This window comes from Gemmatimonadota bacterium (genome assembly GCA_009841265.1).
GTDB lineage: Bacteria > JAAXHH01 > JAAXHH01 > JAAXHH01 > JAAXHH01 > JAAXHH01.
Map to the genome: position 1 here is coordinate 1,010,931 of VXMB01000009.1, position 19,160 is coordinate 1,030,090.

At 63.7% G+C, this 19,160-nt stretch carries 17 protein-coding genes; 14 read left to right on the top strand and 3 right to left on the bottom strand.

The features are described 5' to 3' along the window. Positions 1-206 precede the first annotated feature (206 nt). The 7 genes from mazG (at position 207) to F4X08_09325 (ending at position 7,974) form a co-directional block, all read left to right on the top strand. A complete protein-coding gene (gene mazG, locus F4X08_09295) occupies positions 207-998 on the top strand; it encodes a nucleoside triphosphate pyrophosphohydrolase (GenBank protein ID MYD25992.1) in 792 nt (263 codons plus the stop codon). After that, the gene (locus tag F4X08_09300; GenBank protein ID MYD25993.1) at positions 982-2,091 is read left to right on the top strand and encodes an altronate dehydrogenase; all 1,110 of its coding nucleotides are present in this window, start codon (positions 982-984) and stop codon (positions 2,089-2,091) included. The genes mazG and F4X08_09300 overlap by 17 nt, the downstream gene beginning before the upstream one ends. 17 nt (positions 2,092-2,108) lie before the next feature. After that, entirely contained in the window at positions 2,109-3,128 is a 1,020-nt protein-coding gene (locus F4X08_09305; GenBank protein ID MYD25994.1) for a zinc-binding alcohol dehydrogenase family protein, read from the top strand. A gap of 152 nt (positions 3,129-3,280) precedes the next feature. Beyond that, entirely contained in the window at positions 3,281-3,706 is a 426-nt protein-coding gene (locus F4X08_09310) for a ferritin-like domain-containing protein (protein MYD25995.1), read from the top strand. Between the two features lie 19 nt (positions 3,707-3,725). Continuing rightward, positions 3,726-4,670: a glycerophosphodiester phosphodiesterase gene (locus F4X08_09315; protein ID MYD25996.1), complete on the top strand. Its 945-nt coding sequence runs from the start codon at positions 3,726-3,728 to the stop codon at positions 4,668-4,670. After that, positions 4,667-5,410, top strand: coding sequence for an ABC transporter ATP-binding protein (locus F4X08_09320; protein MYD25997.1), 744 nt, complete (start codon positions 4,667-4,669; stop codon positions 5,408-5,410). The genes F4X08_09315 and F4X08_09320 overlap by 4 nt, the downstream gene beginning before the upstream one ends. Continuing rightward, positions 5,407-7,974: an FtsX-like permease family protein gene (locus tag F4X08_09325; GenBank protein MYD25998.1), complete on the top strand. Its 2,568-nt coding sequence runs from the start codon at positions 5,407-5,409 to the stop codon at positions 7,972-7,974. Before F4X08_09320 ends, F4X08_09325 begins: the two co-directional genes overlap by 4 nt. A gap of 13 nt (positions 7,975-7,987) precedes the next feature. On the opposite strand, the gene F4X08_09330 is transcribed toward F4X08_09325, so the two are convergent. Further along, positions 7,988-8,665: an arylesterase gene (locus F4X08_09330; protein MYD25999.1), complete on the bottom strand. Its 678-nt coding sequence runs from the start codon at positions 8,663-8,665 to the stop codon at positions 7,988-7,990. Positions 8,666-8,810: 145 nt separating this feature from the next. Here F4X08_09330 and F4X08_09335 point away from each other — a divergent pair, with 145 nt between their 5' ends. The 5 genes from F4X08_09335 to ggt all read left to right on the top strand — a co-directional run bounded on the left by F4X08_09335 (position 8,811) and on the right by ggt (position 14,597). Then, a complete protein-coding gene (locus F4X08_09335; protein ID MYD26000.1) occupies positions 8,811-9,482 on the top strand; it encodes a hypothetical protein in 672 nt (223 codons plus the stop codon). Between the two features lie 159 nt (positions 9,483-9,641). After that, on the top strand, positions 9,642-10,910 hold the full coding sequence (kynU, locus tag F4X08_09340) for a kynureninase (GenBank protein ID MYD26001.1): 1,269 nt from the start codon (positions 9,642-9,644) through the stop codon (positions 10,908-10,910). Further along, positions 10,871-12,076 (top strand): iron-containing alcohol dehydrogenase, encoded by a 1,206-nt coding sequence (locus tag F4X08_09345; GenBank protein ID MYD26002.1) that lies wholly within the window; start codon positions 10,871-10,873, stop codon positions 12,074-12,076. Before kynU ends, F4X08_09345 begins: the two co-directional genes overlap by 40 nt. Positions 12,077-12,086: 10 nt before the next feature. Next, positions 12,087-12,923, top strand: a complete 837-nt coding sequence (locus tag F4X08_09350) for a hypothetical protein (protein ID MYD26003.1) — start codon at positions 12,087-12,089, stop codon at positions 12,921-12,923. Between the two features lie 30 nt (positions 12,924-12,953). Beyond that, positions 12,954-14,597 carry a gamma-glutamyltransferase gene (ggt, locus tag F4X08_09355; protein ID MYD26004.1) on the top strand — a complete coding sequence of 548 codons (1,644 nt, stop codon included), beginning with the start codon at positions 12,954-12,956 and terminating at the stop codon, positions 14,595-14,597. Positions 14,598-14,600: 3 nt separating this feature from the next. Here ggt and F4X08_09360 read toward each other — a convergent pair whose 3' ends face one another. After that, a complete protein-coding gene (locus tag F4X08_09360; GenBank protein ID MYD26005.1) occupies positions 14,601-15,914 on the bottom strand; it encodes a TRAP transporter large permease subunit in 1,314 nt (437 codons plus the stop codon). Further along, positions 15,911-16,489, bottom strand: coding sequence for a TRAP transporter small permease subunit (locus F4X08_09365; GenBank protein MYD26006.1), 579 nt, complete (start codon positions 16,487-16,489; stop codon positions 15,911-15,913). Before F4X08_09365 ends, F4X08_09360 begins: the two co-directional genes overlap by 4 nt. A gap of 423 nt (positions 16,490-16,912) precedes the next feature. On the opposite strand from F4X08_09365, the gene F4X08_09370 reads away from it, so the two are divergent. Together F4X08_09370 and F4X08_09375 are read left to right on the top strand one after the other, a co-directional pair. Next, a complete protein-coding gene (locus F4X08_09370) occupies positions 16,913-18,130 on the top strand; it encodes a DUF362 domain-containing protein (protein ID MYD26007.1) in 1,218 nt (405 codons plus the stop codon). A 14-nt stretch (positions 18,131-18,144) separates the two neighbouring features. Further along, positions 18,145-19,158: a zinc-binding dehydrogenase gene (locus F4X08_09375; protein ID MYD26008.1), complete on the top strand. Its 1,014-nt coding sequence runs from the start codon at positions 18,145-18,147 to the stop codon at positions 19,156-19,158. Positions 19,159-19,160 lie beyond the last annotated feature (2 nt).

A 19,160-nucleotide genomic window follows, 5' to 3' on the forward strand; every position in this document is an offset into this window, starting at 1 on the left:
GGAGTTTCAGGCACGGTGGCAACCTGTAGCAACACGGCAAATTACGGCTTGATTCCTGACCGGTTCTGGTTATTGTAAGATACGGTTTCGGTTCACGCGATCTGAATATCGGTACGTCGCCAGAGCAAATTGGAAATCCCAGCCTGAACCGAACGACTACCTGAATCGTATTTTCCATGCTCAAATCGCCACCTGACACAACCCCTATGACCCCCTTCGAAGAACTCGTGGACATCATGTCGAAACTCCGGTCGAAGGGAGGCTGTCCCTGGGACCGGGAACAGACCCACCAGACCCTGCGGCCGTACCTGATCGAGGAGGCCTACGAGGTGCTGGACGCGCTGGACAACGGCGAGGACGGCGACTTCCGGGACGAACTGGGGGACCTTCTCCTCCAGGTCGTCTTCCACGCGCAGATCGCCACCGAGGAGCAGCGGTTCGACATCCATGACGTCGCCCGGGCGATCAACGACAAGCTCGTTCGGCGCCATCCCCACGTTTTCGGGGACATCCGGGCGGACACGGCCGACGAGGTGCTGACCAATTGGGAGAAGATCAAGCAGGAAGAGAAAGGCGAGGAAGGCCCCAGATCAGTGCTGGACGGCCTCCCGGCGGGCATGCCGGCCCTGCTCCGCGCCTACCGCATCCAGGAGAAGGTCGCCCGGGTCAACTTCGACTGGGACGACGTTAAAGCGGTGCTCGAGAAGGTCGGCGAGGAGATCGGCGAGGTACGCCGGGCCCTGGAGCACGGGGACCGGGCGAAGATCGAGGAGGAGATGGGCGACCTGCTGTTCTCCCTGGTGAACCTTTCCCGCCACCTCAACGTGCCGCCGGAGGATGCCCTGAGAAGGAGCAACGACAAGTTCATCCGCCGATTCCGGTTTATCGAGGCCGCTCTCGAACTCAAGGGAGAAAGCCTGGGAAAGGCCACCTTCGAGGAACTGGACGCCCTCTGGGACGAGGCCAAGCGAAGGGAGCCGGATGGCGACGCCGGCTGAAACGGTGCTCCAGTTCGGCAGCGGCCGGTTCCTCCGCGCCTTCGCCGACCTCTTCATCCACGAGGCCAGGCAGGCCGGGCAGGACATCGGCCGGATCGTCGTGGTCCAGTCCACGGGCACCCGGCGGGCCCGATTATTCAACGACCAGTGCGGCCGCTACCGGATCCGTGTACGGGGGGTCCGCGACGGCAGGAGGATCGACGAGTCCGTCGAGGTGGAGAGCGTTTCGAGGGCTTTGAGTGCCGCGGAGGACTGGGAAGCCGTACTGGCCGCGGGCCGCGACCCGGCCACGGAGTACATCCTCTCCAACACCTCGGAAACCGGGTACGACGTGCCGGAATCGGAGCGGCTGGACGGCGCGCCGCCGGTTTCCTTCCCCGGAAAGCTGCTCGCCGTGCTCCTGGCGCGTTATGAACACGGCGGCGCGCCGGTGACCATCATCCCCTGCGAACTGATCGACGACAACGCCGGGGCGTTGTGCGGGCTGGTCCGGACACTGGGGCGGAAGCGGCGTCTGGGCGACGGTTTTCTGGGCTGGCTGGTAGAAGGGGTGACCTGGCTGCATACGCTCGTGGACCGGATCACCATCGAGCCGCCGCCGGGGTTTCCCAATCCCCACGGCGACGGGCTGCTGGCGCTGACCGAACCCTTCGCCTTCTGGGCCCTGGAGGACCGTCCGGGCACCGCGCCGTTCATCGAGCATCCGGCCATTACTCGCACGCCGGACGTCCGTCCCTACGCGCTGCGCAAGGTCAGGGTGCTCAACGGCGCCCACACGGCGCTGGTCTGCCGGGCCATGCCGCTGGGCATCCGGACCGTCCGGGAGGCCGTCGACCATGCGGAAACGGGTCCCTGGCTGCGGGAACTGATGCTGGAGGAAATCGTCCCGGCGCTGCCGGACGAGGTGGAAGACGCCCGATCCTTCGCGGAGGACTGCATCGAACGATTCCGGAATCCTTTCCTGGACCACCGGCTCGAATCCATCGCGGTAGACCACCGGATCAAATTAAAGATGCGTCTGGCGCCAACCTTCGAAGCGTACGTCGAGAAGTTTGAACGCAAGCCGCCCCTGCTGTCCGCCCTGCTCACCTGAAAGCGAGTCCTACCCGCATGCCCACTATCGTTCTCGAAAAACCCGGCCGTTTCGTCCTGGAGAATACCCCCGAGCCCACGCCTCCGGGGCCCGGCGAGGTGCTGGTGCACATTCGCCGGGTCGGAATCTGCGGCACGGACCTGCACGCCTTCGAGGGTACGCAGCCCTTCTTCGACTACCCCCGCATCCTCGGGCACGAACTGGGGGTGGAAGTCGTCGCGGCCGGCCGGGAGGTGACGGACATCCATCCCGGCGACCTGTGCGCCGTCGTGCCCTACATGGACTGCGGGAACTGCGTGCCCTGCCGCATGGGCAAAACGAACTGCTGCTCGAATCTCGACGTCCTGGGCGTGCATGTGGACGGCGGCATGCGGGACGTCCTGGTGCTTCCGGCCGAAAAGCTGCTGCGTTCCGATGTCATGTCCCTCGAACAGCTGGCCCTGGTGGAAACCCTGGGCATCGGCGCCCACGCCGTGGACCGCGCCGCGATCGAAAGGGGCGAGACGGTCCTGCTCATCGGCGCCGGCCCCATCGGATTATCCGTGCTGACCTTCGCCCTCCTGGCCGGCGCGCGCGTGGTTTTGCTGGAGATCAGCGCGCGGCGCATCGAATTCTGCAAGCGTCGCTACGACCTCTTCGAGGTTATCTCCGACACCGCGGACGTGCAGTCGAAGCTGCACGCCCTCCTGGGCAACGATCTCCCGACGGCCGTCTTCGACGCCACCGGCCACGCCGGGTCCATGACGCAGGCCCACGACTACGTCGCCAACGGCGGACGCCTGGTCTACGTCGGCATCACCGGCTCGCGCATTACTTTCGACGGACCGGCCTTCCACCGGAGAGAGATGACCCTCCTCAGCAGCAGGAACGCCCGCACAGTCGACCTCCAGCGGGTCATCGGGCATATCGAAGCAGGACGGATCGACACCTCACCCTGGATTACGCACAGGGCCGATCCGGAAGGCATGCTGATGGATTTTCCCTCGTGGCTCGACCCGGAGAGCGGCGTGGTCAAGGCCGTACTGGAAATGGCTTGATCAAGAATCGAACCAGGACGAGTGCCGGTCAAGGTGCGGCGTGTAGAAACTAACGCGTTGTGTATTCCGGCGGCGATACGTATCATGAAAACAACCGAAGGATAAGACGTTTTTGTTTGTCAAAGAGGACAGCGAGTAAAAGGAGAGGAATCATGGACAAGCAGACCCTGATCGATAACCTGAACGGAGACCTGGCCGCCGAACTCGGCGCGATCATCCAGTTCACCATCTACGCGGCCAAGGCCAGCGGTCCTTATCGGCCCGAACTGGCCAAGTTCTTTCAGGACGAGGTTGCCGATGAGCAACTGCACGCCCAATACCTCGCCGACAAGATCGTGGTGCTGGGCGGCGAGCCCACGACCGTTCCCCGTCCCGTCAAGGTAAGCAATTCGAACCGCGAGAACCTGGAGACCATGCTTGAGGACGAACGCACGATCGTCGAGCGGTACGTCCAGCGGAGGTCCGAGGCCGAGGAGTACGGCGATTACGGCCTCATGGTCCAGCTGGAAGACATGATCCGGGACGAGAGCAGTCACGCCGAAGAAGTGGAACGCATCCTTCGGGACTGGCCCCTGTAACTCCAACCGCGGCGGCTGAATGCTTCGATTCATCTGGAAATGGTTTTTTCGGCTGGCCGTTGCAGCCGTGGTCATACTTGTCGCGGTCCTGGCATACACTTCGATTATATCCCGCCCCATGCCCGAGCATACATTCACGGATACGGACCATCTCCTGGCCATCGCTCACCGAGGCGGCGCGGGATTGTGGCCGGAAAACACGCTGTTTGCCTTTCAAAACGCAGTCAGAATCGGTGCGGACGCACTGGAATTCGACGTGCACGCCACGAGCGACGGTGAACTGGTGGTCATCCACGACGCCACGGTCGACCGTACGACCGACGGCGCGGGCCGGGTCGACGAGATGACCTGGGACGCACTGCGGGAACTGGACGCAGGTTACCGGTGGACCGCGGACGACGGCGCGAGCTTTCCGTTCCGGGGCATGGGTTTGCGGGTACCATCCCTGGAGGAGGTACTGAACGCACTCCCCGATACCCGGATGATCATCGAGCTGAAAGACGTGTCCGATGCCGCCAGGGTCCGTTTTTCCGAGGCAATCGCGCAGTGTTCGTACCCGGAACGGAAGGTCATCGCTTCCTTTCAGTCCGAGAGCGTCAAATACATTCGAGACAACAACCCGGGCATCGCGACATCGTCCACGGCCGGCGAGGTACTCGGCTTCTGGGTGCTGAACTCCCTGAGACTCGGGTTCGCCTTTGTTCCCGGGGGAGAGACGATGCAGGTACCGCCCAGTTTTCAGGATCGGACCCTGGTAAGCAACCGGTTCGTATCGGGCGCCCACCGGCACAACATGGACGTGTATGTCTGGACGATCAACGAGGAAGCGGAAATGAAACGCCATGTCGATCACGGCGTGGACGGCATCATTACGGACTATCCGGATCGTCTCCTGCAGGTACTGGACCGGTACCCGGAATTGCGGGAACCGGACAACGGGGAAGGAGAAGCGCCGACACCATGAGCGAACAGCCTATCCTGTCGGTCCGGGACCTGAGCAAGACCTACCCGAGCGGCGGCGGGACGCTTACCGTTTTGCGGGAGATCGATTTCGACCTGATGCCGGGCGACTCCCTGGCGATTATCGGACCTTCCGGCAGCGGGAAAACGACGCTGCTTGGCCTCTGCGCCGGCCTGGACCGGGCGACTACGGGATCCGTTTCACTGAACGGCATCGTGCTGGACGATCTCGATGAAGATGAACGGGCCCGCGTACGCAACCGTCACGTGGGCTTTGTATTCCAGAATTTCCAGCTCATCCCTACCCTTACCAGCCTCGAGAACGTCATGGTCCCGGCCGAACTGCGCGGCGAAAAGGCGGTCTACCGCCGGGCGGAGGAACTCCTGGACCGCGTGGGGCTGGCGGACCGGACCACCCACTACCCGGTGCAGTTGTCCGGGGGCGAACAGCAGCGGGTCGCCATGGCCAGGGCCTTCATCAACCGTCCGGCGCTGCTCTTCGTGGACGAACCCACGGGCAATCTCGACGCCGATACGGCCGCTACCGTGGAAAGCCTGCTGTTTGAACTGAACGAGGAATCCGGGACGACCCTGGTCACCGTGACCCACAACCTCGAGCTGGCGCGGAGGACCCGCCGCATCGTCCGGTTGAGCGGGGGCCGCATGGTCGAAGACTACCATCCTGTGCATTCCGATATCCCGGAAGCGCCGTCCCTTTCCCTTACCCCCGATCCTCAGTCATGAGCGGTCCTCCCGCATCTGATAAGACGCCGGTACGGGCAGGCTGGCTGCTCAGCATGGCCTGGAGGGACAGCCGGACCTACCGGCGCCGCCTGCTCCTTTACATGTCGTCCATCATCCTGGGCACCGCCGCCCTGGTCTCAATCCGTACCCTGGGCGATAGCATGGCGGCCGCGATCGACGTGGAGGCCAAGGCCCTGCTCGGCGCCGACCTAGACATTAACACCCGGACAGCCTTCTCGGATTCGGCCGAAGTCTTTCTCCGGAACCTGGGCGGCGAGCAGTCGCGCCAATCCAGTTTCGTCTCCATGGTCTCCTTCCCCCGGACGGACTCGTCACGCCTGTCGAACGTACGGGCACTCGAGGGCGCGTTCCCCTATTACGGCGTGCTGGAAACGGTCCCCGCCGCCGCCGCGCAATCGTTCAAGACGGACGGCACGGCCCTCGTGGACGACAACCTGATGATCCAGCACGGCGTGGAGGTGGGCGACTCGATCCGCGTCGGGATGCGCACGCTCGAGATCTCCGGCCGCCTGGTGAGCATACCGGGCGAAACCGCGGCCATGAGCACGATCGGTCCCCGGATCTACATCCCCATGTCGGAACTCGAATCCACGGGGTTGATCCAGCCGGGCAGCCGTGTCACCTACCGGGCCCTGTTCCGGTTCGACGACGGTGTGGATGCGGATGAACTCGCGGCAACCTACGGCGCGGACACCGCGGCCAGGTGGGGGATGGACTGGGACACCGTGAGGGACCGCCAGGCGGGCCTGGAACGGTCCCTGGGCAATCTCTACCGGTTTCTCAACCTGAGCGGGTTCATCGCCCTGATCCTCGGAAGCGTTGGGGTCGCCAGCGCCATTCACACCTACGTACGGCGAAAACGGGGCACTATTGCCGTGCTGCGCTGCCTGGGCGCCGAGGGGCGGCACACTTTCGCGGTGTACGTTATCCAGGCCATGGCCATTGGCGTGATCGGTTCCGCCATCGGCGCCGCCGTCGGATATCTCGTCCTCGGTGTACTGCCCATGCTGATCCAGGACTTCGTTCCCTTCGAACTGGTGGTGGGGTTTACCTGGCTTCCGCTGCTCCAGGGCATGGGTCTCGGGCTGCTCATGGCGTTGTTGTTCGCCCTCCTGCCGCTCCTTGCGATCAGGGACATTTCTCCCCTGCTCACGCTGCGCTCCTCCGTTGAAACAACACGGCGCGGCAACGCGGATCCGCGGCGCATTGTACTGATCGCCGTACTCGTGGCCGGCGTCGTGCTCTTCGGCATCAGCCAGACCCGGGTTTGGCTGCAGGGCGTGGGATTCGCGGGGGGACTGATCTGCGCCTTCCTGCTGCTGACGCTGGTCGCCCGGAGCCTGATCACGTTGGCCCGGCGCATCGTGCCGGCTACGTGGCCCTATGTCTGGCGGCAGGGCCTGGCCAATCTCTTCCGCCCGGACAACCAGACCGTCACTATGGTCGTCGCGCTCGGGCTGGGCGCCTTCCTGATCACGACGCTGTACCTCCTGCAGTACTCCCTCGTGGGACACATTTCCCAGGTCGGTGGCGACCGGCAGTCGAACCTGGTGCTCTTCGACATACAACCCGGCCAGCGGGAGGATATCCTGGCGTCGATGCGCCAAAACGGACTGCCGGTCATGCAGCAGACGCCGGTGGTAAGCATGCGGCTGGCGGGCCTGAAAGGGCGGACGATCGCGGAGGTGATGGCAGATACGACGGAAAGGGTATCGCGCTGGCCGTTGCGCCGGGAATACCGTTCGACCTACCGGGCCCACCTGGAAGACGCGGAAACGCTCCTGGAAGGGTCGCTGCAGCCCCGCGCCGACGCCGGTGGGGATTCCGTCCTCGTATCCGTGGAAAAAGGCATCGCCGACCGCCTGGGGCTGAGTATCGGCGACGAGGTCGTGTTCGACGTGCAAGGCGTGCCGGTGAAGACCACCGTTGGGAGCGTGCGCGCCGTCGACTGGCAGCGGATGCAGCCCAACTTCTTCATGGTCTTCCCGGAGGGCGTCCTGGAAGAGGCGCCCCAGTTCCACGTGGTCGTGACCCGGATCGACGATCCGCAGGTCTCGGCGCGCTTTCAGCGTGAAACGGTGAGCCGGTTTCCCAACGTCTCCTTGATCGACCTGAGCCTCATCCTGAATACCCTCAACGACATACTCGGCAAGGTCTCCCTCATCGTCCGTTTCATGGCGCTGTTCAGCGTATTCACCGGCGTCATCGTCCTGGTGGGCGTCGTGACCAACAGCCGTTACCAGCGGATGCAGGAAAGCGTACTCCTGAAGACCCTCGGCGGCTCTCGGAACCAGATTCTGAAGATCATGACGATCGAGTACCTGTTCCTCGGCGCGATCGGCGCGTTGACGGGGGTCGTGCTGGCCTTTACCGCCACGTGGATCCTGGCCGTCTTCGTATTCAACATCTCCTACGTGCCGGCCTACTTCCCCGTGCTGGCCGTGGTCGGTGGGATCGCGTCGATCACCATCCTGGTGGGCATGGCCGCCAGCGCCGGCATCTACCGCCAGTCCCCGCTGGAAGTGCTTCGGGCGGAAATCTAGACGATCCGGTCGATCAGGGCAGAAGCTCCTTCAGAACCGGCTCGAGCGCCTTCCAGACCAACTCGGCCATGATCGCGTGCCCTTCCGCGGTCGGATGGATGCCATCCGGCTGATTCAACTCCGGTATGCCGCCGACACCCTCGAGAATGAAGGGGATCAGCGAGACACGCTCCGATTGCGCCAGCTCCGGGTAGATCTCCCTGAACTCGGTCACAAAGCGCTGGCCCATATTGGGCGGCGCCTGCATGCCGGCGAGTATGATCTTCGTCGCTGGATACCGCTCCCGGACGCGCTGGATGATGGCCCGCAGGTTCCGGCGGGTGACGCTGGGATCGACGCCTCGAAGCCCGTCGTTCCCGCCGAGCTCGAGGATGAACACGTCCGGACGGTTCTGCAGCACCCAGTCGATACGGCTCAGGCCACCCGCCGTGGTCTCCCCGCCCACGCCGCCGTTGATCACCTTGAACGGCCAGCCGAGCCCGTCGATCTTCATCTGCACGAGTTGCGGAAACGCCTTGTCGGGATCGACCCCGAACCCCGCCGTAAGGCTGTTGCCATAGAACAGCACGGTCATCGGCGCCCCTTCACCCGACGCGTCATGCCCGCTGTCCGCCGCGGCGACGGGGAGCAGCCAGATCAGGGGGAGCAGCCAGATCGCAGGGAGCAGAAGGGTGGGCACTCGTCTACGCATGATGGAATCACTCCGGCATCAAAAGAGAAAACACGAAAATACAAGGTTTACCGCTTGACGATACTGGCCGCGCCAGGTAGTATGACAGTATAACCCCAGTCCTTCTTCCCTCAAAGATCCATTTCTCCAGAAATCGCCAATTTCAATGCGAAGCAAACCTGCGTTTCGCCATCTGCCGGTATGGACCCGGGTCATTACGGCACTCGCCATGACCGGTCTCTTCGCAGCCCTGCTGAACGACTTCGCCATTACCCGCAACGCATCCGCCCGTCTGTACTACCAGGCCGAGGAAACGCCCGAGTGCCAGGTGGGACTCGTACTGGGTACTTCCAAGTACACCGAGGGGCACGTAAACCAGTACTACCGCGCCCGTATCGAAGCCGCCGCCGAGTTGTTTCACGCCGGTCGGGTCAGGGCTATTCTCGTCAGCGGGGACGCGTCCACACAGTACTATGACGAGACCACGACGATGCAACGGGACCTGGTCGAACTGGGCGTACCGGAAGACTTCATCATGCTCGACTACGCCGGCGTGCGGACCCTGGACTCCGTCTTCAGGGCGAAAAAGGTGTTCGGACTCGACCGCGTCATCGTCGTTTCGCAGCAGTTCCACTGCGAGCGGGCGCTTTACCTCGCGGATGCCGTCGATCTCGCCGCGACGGGTTTCTGTGCCGAAGACACCCCGTATACTCAGTCCCTGCTGGTGCGAAGTCGCGAAACGCTGGCCCGGGCGATGGCCTTTGTCGACCTGAACATCTTCGACACCCAGCCGCGATCCCTGGAGCAGGACGAGCGGGCGGCGCGGGCCAGCCGATGAGCACGGGCCGCGCGGGCCAGCCGATGAGCACGGGCCGCGCGACAGGGCGTTGACATTCCACTTGTCCCGGCCTTCCCCTCCGTATACATTCCGGTTTTTCCTTTTCCGCCGATTATTCAGCCGCATTCCCGCGACACCACGACCCGTGGAGGTAGGTGTTTGGATTTCGACACGTCGCTCGAGTACGCGCGAAAACTGGACCACCGCGATGACCTGGGCGGGTTCCGGGATCGCTTTCTGATCGACGACCCCGATCTGATATACCTGGACGGCAATTCCCTCGGGCGGGTTCCCAAGGAAGCCATCTCCCTGATGGACCGGCTGATCCGACACCAGTGGGGAAACCGGCTCATTCGGGCCTGGAATGACGAATGGATGGGGCTTTCGAGGCGTATCGGCGGCAAGCTGGCCGGCCTGATCGGCGCCCGGCCCGACGAGGTAATCATCGCCGACTCGACGTCGGTCAACCTCTTCAAGCTGATTGCCGGTGCGCTGAAGGAGCGGCCCGGGCGGCGCCGAATCGTAACCGACAGCGTGAACTTCCCGTCCGACATCTATATCCTGAAGGCCGTGGCGGACCTGCTCGATCCCGCGTACGAACTGGTCGTACTCCCCGTGGACAATGGCTTTGCCGTGTCCGAGGAGGCCCTCGACCGGGCCATCGACGACGATACGGCCCTGGTGCTCCTCTCCCACGTCATGTATAAGTCCAGTTACATGTACGACATGGCGCGGATCACCGAGATCGCCCACGGCCGGGACGCGATGATCCTGTGGGACCTGAGTCATTCCGCCGGTGTCGTGCCCATGGCATGCCACGACCTGGGCATCGAACTGGCGGTGGGTTCCACGTACAAGTACCTGAACGGCGGCCCGGGAGCTCCGGCGTTCCTTTACGTCCGCGAGGACCTGCAGGCCAGGCTGGACAATCCGATTTCAGGCTGGTTCGGCCACCGTAAGCAGTTCTATTTCGATACCGAATTCGAACCGGCGTCCGGCATCGACCGTTATTTGACGGGCACGCCGTCCGTCCTTTCCCTGGCCATGATCGAACCCGGCGTGGATCTCGCGCTCGAAGCCGGCGTGGAGCCCGCGCGCGCCAAGTCGCTGAGCCAGTCCGAGTACCTGGTCGCCCTCTGGGCGTCTGAACTGGCGCCCCTCGGATTCACGCTGAATTCGCCCCGGAACGGCGCACGGCGGGGGTCGCACGTCTCCTTCGGCCATACCGAGGGATATCGCATCGACCAGGCGATCCGGGAGGAAAGACAGGTGATTTCCGATTTCCGCATGCCCGACAACATCAGGCTGGGCATCGCTCCGCTTTACACGACCTATGAAGAACTGCACACGGCCGTGCACGCGCTGCGCGAGGTCGTGCAGTCCGGTTCATTCCGGCAGTACAGCGCCGTCATCAAGGGAGTTACCTGACGGTGAACGGTCCCGTGCAGATCAATATCCCTTCCATCATCTTCAATGGTGCGGGCGCATTCGACGAAGCGGCCCCCCAGGCCGCCCGCGCCGGACTTAAAAACGTGCTGGTAGTCTCCGATCCCTACCTCGTCGAACAGGGCCTGCCCACCCGCATGGTGAACCAGTGCCGCCAGGCGGGCATAGGAGCCTGTGTCTACGGCGACGTAACCCCCGAGCCCACGGACGTGAACGTCGAGGAAGGGCTTGCCCTGCTCAACGAAAACGGCTGCGACGGCGTCATCGCGGTCGGCGGCGGCAGCAGCATCGACGCGGGGAAAGCCATCGCGGTCATGGCCGCCAACGACGGACCCCTGTCCGCATACGCGGGCTATCACCGGATTCCTCGGCCTGGCATGCCGCTGTTCGCCATTCCCACGACGGCCGGGACGGGCAGCGAAATGACCCGGGTGACGGTCATAACGGATACGCGGCGCAACGTGAAGATGATGATCCTGGATGCCCATCTGCTGCCCGCGGCGGCCTTCGTCGACTACACGCTGACCCTGTCTATGCCCCGTCCGCTAACGGCCAACGTCGGCGTGGACACGCTGACCCACGGTATCGAAGCCTATGTATCGCGCAAGAACGGCACCATAACGGACACGCTCGCCCTTTCCTGCGTCGACCTCGTCGGCAGGCACCTGGTGCGGGCCTGGAAGCATCCCGGCGACCACGAAGCCCGCAGCGGCATGATGGAAGCCGCCTCCCTGGGCGGCATGGCCTTCGCCAACAGCTCCGTCTGCCTCGTGCACGGCATGAGCAGGCCCCTCGGCGCGGTCTTCCATTTGCCCCACGGCCTCAGCAATTCCGTGCTGCTGCCGGCCGTCACCCGGTTCAGCGCACCGGCGGCGCCTGAGCGGTACGCGGTACTGGCTCGGAAGCTCGGCTGGGCGCAAGAGGAGGACGATACGTCCGCCGCCTGTGAACTGCTCATCGATGGCCTGCAGAAACTCAACGACACCGTCGAAATACCCGGATTGAGGGACTGCGGAATCTCCAAAGAGGCCCTGACCGGCGCGCTGGACAAGATGGCCGACGACGCCCTCGCTTCGGGGAGCCCGCAGAACAATCCGCGCGTGCCCACGGCCGAAGAAATCAAATCGCTTTACCTGGAAGCCTACTGAAGGGAGCCGCATGGCGTTTAACACGCTGCTCATCGGGGGCAGGGGGACGATCGGCTCCGGACTCAGGACGTACCTGCCGGGGATGGACGAGAGATACCGCTTCTGTTCCATCGACCTGCCCGGGGCGCCCGACCGGGCAGAGGGCCGCGCCTCAGGCCGGTTCGTCGATATGAACATCGTCGAAGAACCGGATCGATTCCGGGCTATGCTCCCCGGGTTCGATCTCGTCGTCTACCTGGCCCGGCAGGGCGATCTCGCCGCCATGAACGCGATGACTGACCTGGTGTTCGAATCGGTGCTGGACCTGTGCGGTCCGGGCGGTCCGGGCGGTCCAGGTGGTCAGGAAGGTCCGGACCACCGGCCGATGATCGTGGGTTCGAGTTCCGTGCACGCGGTGGACGACGCCTATCGCTTTTTCGAATCGGGCGCGTACGCGTTGATCGCGGAACGGAGGTTCGATTCGATCCAGGAATGGCCTGATCCGATCTCCGCACGCCTGCCCGCCTGCCCGATCAACGACTACGGCCACGAGAAGGCCTACGTCGAGGCCTGGGTGGAAAGGGCGGCAGAACGGGGTTGCGGCACGGTGGCCACGCGCTGGGGAGGCGTGAACCCCCGCAACACGCCCATCACGGAGGAGCGCGGGTATTTCGCCGTCTGGTGCCACCAGCAGGACGCGGCGGCCATGGTCCACGCGGCGTACACGGCCCATCTCGCCGGCAAGTTGCCTCCCGCCCGGCACTATTTCGTCATTTCGGACAATACGTACAACATTTTCGACTTACAGACGCCGAAGGAAGAGATCGGCTACGCGCCCCGGCACGATGCCGAGACTTTTTTCCGCTGATCACCCTCCGAACGGAGAAATATCCAGACCATGCGATACGATCCCCACACCTACCGTGGTTCGCGGCGCTCGGTCGTCATGGCGCCCCGGGGCATGGTGGCCACGAGCCAGCCGCTGGCCGCCCAGGCCGGCATCGAGATCCTCAAATCCGGCGGCAACGCCATTGACGCCGCCATCGCCGTCAACGCCGTACTCGGCGTGGTGGAACCCATGTCCTGCGGCATCGGCGGCGACCTGTTCGCCATCGTCCGGGAGGCCGAAAGCGGCGGACTGACCGGACTCAACGCGAGCGGCCGGGCACCCTACGCGGCCACGATCGACTACTACGACGGGCTAGGACATGAATACATCCCCGGTACAGGTCCGCTAAACTGGTCCGTCCCGGGTTGCGTCGACGGTTGGTCCTGCCTCCTCGACCGCTTCGGAACGATGTCCCTGGGGCAGGTGCTGGAACCTGCTATCTACTACGCGGAGAACGGGTTTCCCGTATCGGACATCATTGCGCGGGACTGGGCGGGATCCACCCCGCTGCTGAAGCCGTGGCCCGAGTCCGTCCGCGTCTACCTGCCCGGAGGGAAGGCGCCCGAACCCGGCGCGGTGTTCCGGAACCCGGACCTGGTCCGTTCATACCGCATCCTGGCCGAGGGTGGTCGCGACGCGTTCTACGAAGGCGAAATCGCCGAGGCCGTCGTGGCCTGTTCCCGGGACGTCGGTGGGCTGTTCAGCCCCGAGGATTTCCGGGACCACGCGTCGACCTGGGACGATCCCGTCAGCGTCGACTACCGGGGCTATACGGTCTGGGAACTGCCCCCGAGCGGGCAGGGCATCGCCGCCCTGCAGATGCTGAACATCCTGGAAGGCTACGACCTTGCCGAAACGGGCTGCCTGTCGGCCGAAACGCTGCACCTGCAGATCGAAGCCAAGAAACTCGCCTACGCCGACCGCGCCGTGTTCTACGCCGATCCCGCCTTCGCGGACGTACCCGTGGAAGCGCTGCTTGCCAAGGACTACGCCGACCGGCAGCGCGCACGGATCGATCCCCGCAGGGCGGCCGTCGACGTCCCGGAAGGCGAACCCATCCTGCAGCACGGGGACACGGCCTACATGACCGTCGTCGACCAGGACCGCAACGTCGTTTCGTTTATCCAGAGCATCTTCCGGGGTTTCGGATCGGGCATCGTGCCGGAGGGCACGGGATTTCCCATCCAGAACCGGGGGCAGCTCTTCTCGCTGGATCCCACGCATCGCAACGCCCTGGCGCCCCACAAGCGGCCCTTCCACACCATCATCCCCGCCATGGTGACCTGGGACGGGCGCCCCTGGCTCACATTCGGCCTGATGGGCGGCGCCATGCAGCCGCAGGGACACGTCCAGGTCCTCTGCAGCATGATCGATTTCGGCATGGACGTGCAGGAGGCGGGCGACGCGCCGCGATTCCAGCACTTCGGTTCGGCCGAACCCACGGGCGCCCCCATGGAGGCTGGAGGAGGCAGGGTCAACGTGGAAGACGGCATCGGCGAAGGTGCCTTCCGGCGGCTCGAGGAAATGGGCCATCGGATATCCCGTTCTGCCCACGGGTACGGCGGCTACCAGGCGATCCGCATCGATCCGGAATCCGGCATGCTGCACGGCGCGTCGGAGCCCCGGAAAGACGGTTGCGCGATCGGTTATTAACGCTTAGCGCAGGCCCGGCAGCCAGGTCGCTAACATCGGAGCGTAGACCAGGCAGCCCAGGCAGATGAGCTGGATCACGATAAAGGGCAAAATACCCTTGTAGATATGGCGGGTCTGCACTTCGGGCGGGGCCACCCCTTTGAGGTAGAACAGGGAAAACCCAAAGGGTGGCGTGAGGAAGGATGTCTGCAGATTCACCGCGATCAGGATGCCGAGCCACAGCAGATCGACGCCGAAGGCGATGAAGATGGGCGTGACAACCGGTACGATGATGTAGGTGATCTGGATGAAATCTATGAAGAAGCCGGCGATGAAGATCATGACCAGGACCAGGGCCAGGAAGGCGTAGGTACTCAGGTTGGCGTCCATGATCAGGCTGGTCATGTACGCGTCGCCCTTCATGCCCCGGAACACCAGACCAAAGGCCTCGGCGCCTACCAGCACGAAGAAGACCATGCACGTGATGTGCGTGCACTCCTTCATGACCTCCTTCAGCGTTTCATAAGAAAACTTGCCCTGGAAAACGGTGAGCAGGGTCGCGCCCAGCGCACCCACGGCCGCCGCTTCCGTCGGCGAGGTGATGCCCGCGAAGATGGAACCCAGCACGACGGTCATCAGGCCCAGGGGAAGCAGGAAGGCCCGGATGATCTTCCTGAACATGCCGCTTTCCCGGAAGGCGGCCAGTTCATCGGCCGGCATGGCCGGCGCCTCGGTCGGCTTGATCACGGCCACGATGGCAAGCCACACGAGGTACATGCCCACGAGAATCGCGCCCGGTATGACCGCGCCGATGAACATGTCGCCGACCGACACGTTGAGGATGCTCCCGAGCAGCACGAGCACTACGCTGGGCGGTATGATCTGCCCGAGCGTCCCCGACGCGGCGATCGTGCCCGTGGCCACCTGGGGACTGTAGCCCCGCCTGAGCATTGTGGGCAGGCTGAGCAGGCCCATGGTCACGACCGTCGCCCCCACGATTCCGGTGGATGCGCCCAGCAAGGCCCCCACGATCACCACCGCCACGGCGAGTCCGCCCCGCAGCCGGCCGAAGAGCAGGGCCATGGTCTCCAGCATGTCCTCGGCCAGGCCCGATTTCTCCAGCATGACGCCCATGTAGACGAACAGGGGCACGGCAAGCAGGACGTAATTCGTCATGACGCCCCAGATGCGCAGGGGCAGCAGGTTGAAGAAATCCGCGCCGAAGGTCATCAGCCCGAGGAGTACGGACACGCCGCCCAGGGTAAAGGCGACCGGGTACCCCATCAGGAGCAGCAGGAAGAGGACCAGGAAGAGGATGAGGGGCATCGCTTCGGTCAAACCGCGTCCTCCTCCCTGGCCGAAAGCCCTCTCGGGGGCGATTCGTCCGTTTCGCCCAAGGGATCTTCACCTCCGTGGATGAACCGGTCCAGGGAGCGTGCCGCCAGGGCCAGTCCCTGGAGGAGTATAAGCGAGAACCCGAGGGGGATCATGGCCTTCAGGATGTAGCGGGCGGGCAGGCCGCCGGGATCCGGCGAAACCTCACCGATTCGGAAGGAATTCAGGACGAAGTTCTGGGAGCTCCAGATCGCGATCACCGCGAAGGGAAGCAGAAACAGCAGGCTGCCGATGAGATTGACCAGGGCCTGGTTTCGTGGCTTGAAGTTCATGTAGAGCACGTCCACGCGGACGTGCTTGTTGTGTTTAAGGGCCCACGCCGAGGCGAGCAGGAAGATCACCGCGAAGAAGTGCCACTCCAGTTCCTGCACTGCCACGCTGCTGCTACGCAGGAAATACCGGGTGAACACGTCGATACAGACGGTCAGGACGAGCAGGGTCGTAAACCAGGAAACGACCGAGCCGACACGTTCGTTCAACCCGTCCACGAACCGTACGAATTTCCGAAGCGCGTTCAATTCCGTGTTCACCTTCCTGGTGGCCGCGGCGCGTGGTCAGCATGGCCCGGCCGGGCCGGTCCGACGTCCGCGGGCGTAACGCGTTCCCGTTGGCGATTCGGTTTCCCGAGGGGGAATCACAGGACAAAGGGGTTTTCAATATGCCGCATCGGTCTTGAATATACAACCCAAAATACCCGCGCCTTTCATTTTGACTGCCTTCGTCTTGACGACGCCCACCTGATTGACCGGGCCGTGCCGAGCCGTGCGGGCCGTGTCGGGTCGTCCCAGGTCGTGCCGGGGCGTGCCAGACCGACCGGGCCTCACCCGGACCGCGCCGGACCCGGCCCCATCGGCCCTTTAACCTTGTCGCCGATTCCGGTGGATGTATATTGCACCTTGAAATGTATCCCCTCGCATTCCGCAACGTCTGGAGACCGTGATATGCCGGAGAAGCCATACACCGTTCGCGCGGCGTCCTGCGACCATCGGACGCCCTACGAAGGCGTCTACGAAACCCTCAAGCGCATCACCGAACCGCTTGCGGAGTCCTGGGCGCGCATCGAGAAAGCCCGGAAGATCGTCATCAAGTTCAACATGATGAAACCCATGGACAACGTCATCCGGTTCAAGGGGCGCCGGCAGGAACTGGTGGACGACGCGGTCTGCAGGGCCGTGCTGCAATTAATCCGGGAACATACCGATGCGGAGATCTACGCCACGGACACCAATCCCTACGCGCCGGACAAACTCACGCCGGACGAGTTCAATTACGTCCACCACCTCCGAGAATTCGACGTCAAGTACGACGACTCGAACCGGCCGCCCTGGGCGGTCTACGAGGTGCCGGGCGGCGGGAACATGTTCGACCGGTATATCCTGAGCGGCGTCTTCGAGGACGCGGACGAAGTCATTTCCGTGGCGAAAATGAAGAATCACTCGTTCATGGGCATCACGCTGTGCATGAAGAATCTCTTCGGGCTTCCGCCCATCGTTCCCCCGGGGGGACGGGTCCGAACGTATTTCCATCATGCGATCAGGCTCTCATACGTGCTTCCGGACCTGGCCATGATCACGAACCCCTGCCTGAACATCATCGACGGACTCGTGGGACAGAAAGGAAGGGAATGGGGCGGTGAAGGGCGCGTGGGCGACGTGCTGATCGCCGGCGATCAGATCACGGCCACGGACGCCTGCGGCGCCTACCTGATGGGGCACGATCCCACGTCGGACTGGCCGACGCCGCCGTTTCGCCGGGACCGGAATCATCTCCTGGTGGCCGCACAGCGGGGTTTCGGCACGGTAGACCTGGACGAAATCGATTTCGAAAGCGATGTCCAAACCCCGGTGGCGCACTTCGACTCGGATCCCGATGAGGCGCCCGAGCTGATCCATACGCTGAGGCGTACGGCCTGTGAACAGGGCCTGTTCTACCAGGACCACCAGAAGGACATCGTGGACCGCCACCGCGGAGAATTCATCTATATGCAGGAGGGGGAAATCGCCTGGCACGGCGAGGATCCCTCCGTGATCGGCAGCCACCGGTCCTACAGCTCGGCAAAGCCCGGCAGCGCCCTCTGGCTCAAGCTGGTGGACCCCGATGAGACGGAAGGCGAGCGATTCGAGGTCTACGACCGCTGCCTCTCCGCCCTGTCGGCCTGATTGGAGCGCATTCCATGAAAATCGCCATGCTCTACGGCCCAAGAGACCTCCGCATCGAAGACCATCCCCTGGATACGGAAAACCTGGGCCCTCACGACCTCTGGGTGGAAACCGTCATATCGGCGCTCAAGATCGGGACCGACCGGGGCAACTACGAAGGCGCGGAGCAGGTGCCCGGAGCACCGGATTTTCCTCGCTGGGTCGGGGACAGCAATCTGGGCGTGATCCGCGGCGTGGGAGACGCGGTCGAGGATTTCACCGTGGGCGACCGGGTCATCTCCCGGTACCCGCACCAGTCCGAGTTCATCGCGAAGGATGATGAAATGCTCGTCAAGGTCCCCGACGGCGTACATGACGAGGACGCGGTATACGGCCACCTGTACACACTCAGCGCCCTGTGCTACTACAAGTCGCAGTTCCAGCCCGGCGAGAACGTGGCCGTCGTGGGACTGGGCGTCCTCGGACTCGGGGCCGTAGGACTCGGTCCGTGCCTCGGCGCGCGGACGATCGGAATCGCGAACAGCCCGGTGCGCATGGAAATGGCCGAGCGCATGGGGGCGGACGCGACCTTCATGCACGACGATCCCGATCTCGCGGGCAAGCTGGACGACTTCACCCACGGCGAGGGCGTCGACCTGGTCATACTCACGGCCAATCCCTGGCCCGCACTGCGTACTTCCTGTCAGATCGTGCGCGACAACGGGCGGGTCGGCATCGTAGCCCTGCCCGGCCGGGGCGAACCGCCGCTCGACTTCAATCCCCTGGACATGGAATGGTTCTATGCCAAGGGGATATCCCTGATCGCGGTCAACGGGCGGGCCGGCTACCTGTTTCCCCCCGAGCGGGGCGACCGGAGGGAATGGGGCGCAATGTGCCGCTTCACGCTGGACCTGATGCGCGAGGGCAAGCTGGAACCGAAGCGCCTGATTACCCACCGGATGCATTACACACAGATCAACGAAGCTTACGAGATGATATACAGGCGTGAAAAGAACATGATGGGCGTCGTCTTCAACTGGAAGGACTGAGT

What these genes read in the sequence shown, in the direction of transcription:
- F4X08_09370 (MYD26007.1), top strand. Translation starts at nt 16,913, where the DNA reads ATGCCGGAGAAGCCATACACCGTTCGCGCGGCGTCCTGCGACCATCGG.
- F4X08_09375 (MYD26008.1), top strand. Translation starts at nt 18,145, where the DNA reads ATGAAAATCGCCATGCTCTACGGCCCAAGAGACCTCCGCATCGAAGAC.
- F4X08_09310 (MYD25995.1), top strand. Translation starts at nt 3,281, where the DNA reads ATGGACAAGCAGACCCTGATCGATAACCTGAACGGAGACCTGGCCGCC.
- F4X08_09300 (MYD25993.1), top strand. Translation starts at nt 982, where the DNA reads ATGGCGACGCCGGCTGAAACGGTGCTCCAGTTCGGCAGCGGCCGGTTC.
- F4X08_09335 (MYD26000.1), top strand. Translation starts at nt 8,811, where the DNA reads ATGCGAAGCAAACCTGCGTTTCGCCATCTGCCGGTATGGACCCGGGTC.
- F4X08_09315 (MYD25996.1), top strand. Translation starts at nt 3,726, where the DNA reads ATGCTTCGATTCATCTGGAAATGGTTTTTTCGGCTGGCCGTTGCAGCC.
- F4X08_09305 (MYD25994.1), top strand. Translation starts at nt 2,109, where the DNA reads ATGCCCACTATCGTTCTCGAAAAACCCGGCCGTTTCGTCCTGGAGAAT.
- F4X08_09325 (MYD25998.1), top strand. Translation starts at nt 5,407, where the DNA reads ATGAGCGGTCCTCCCGCATCTGATAAGACGCCGGTACGGGCAGGCTGG.
- F4X08_09330 (MYD25999.1), bottom strand. Translation starts at nt 8,665, where the DNA reads ATGCGTAGACGAGTGCCCACCCTTCTGCTCCCTGCGATCTGGCTGCTC.
- mazG (MYD25992.1), top strand. Translation starts at nt 207, where the DNA reads ATGACCCCCTTCGAAGAACTCGTGGACATCATGTCGAAACTCCGGTCG.
- ggt (MYD26004.1), top strand. Translation starts at nt 12,954, where the DNA reads ATGCGATACGATCCCCACACCTACCGTGGTTCGCGGCGCTCGGTCGTC.
- F4X08_09320 (MYD25997.1), top strand. Translation starts at nt 4,667, where the DNA reads ATGAGCGAACAGCCTATCCTGTCGGTCCGGGACCTGAGCAAGACCTAC.
- F4X08_09350 (MYD26003.1), top strand. Translation starts at nt 12,087, where the DNA reads ATGGCGTTTAACACGCTGCTCATCGGGGGCAGGGGGACGATCGGCTCC.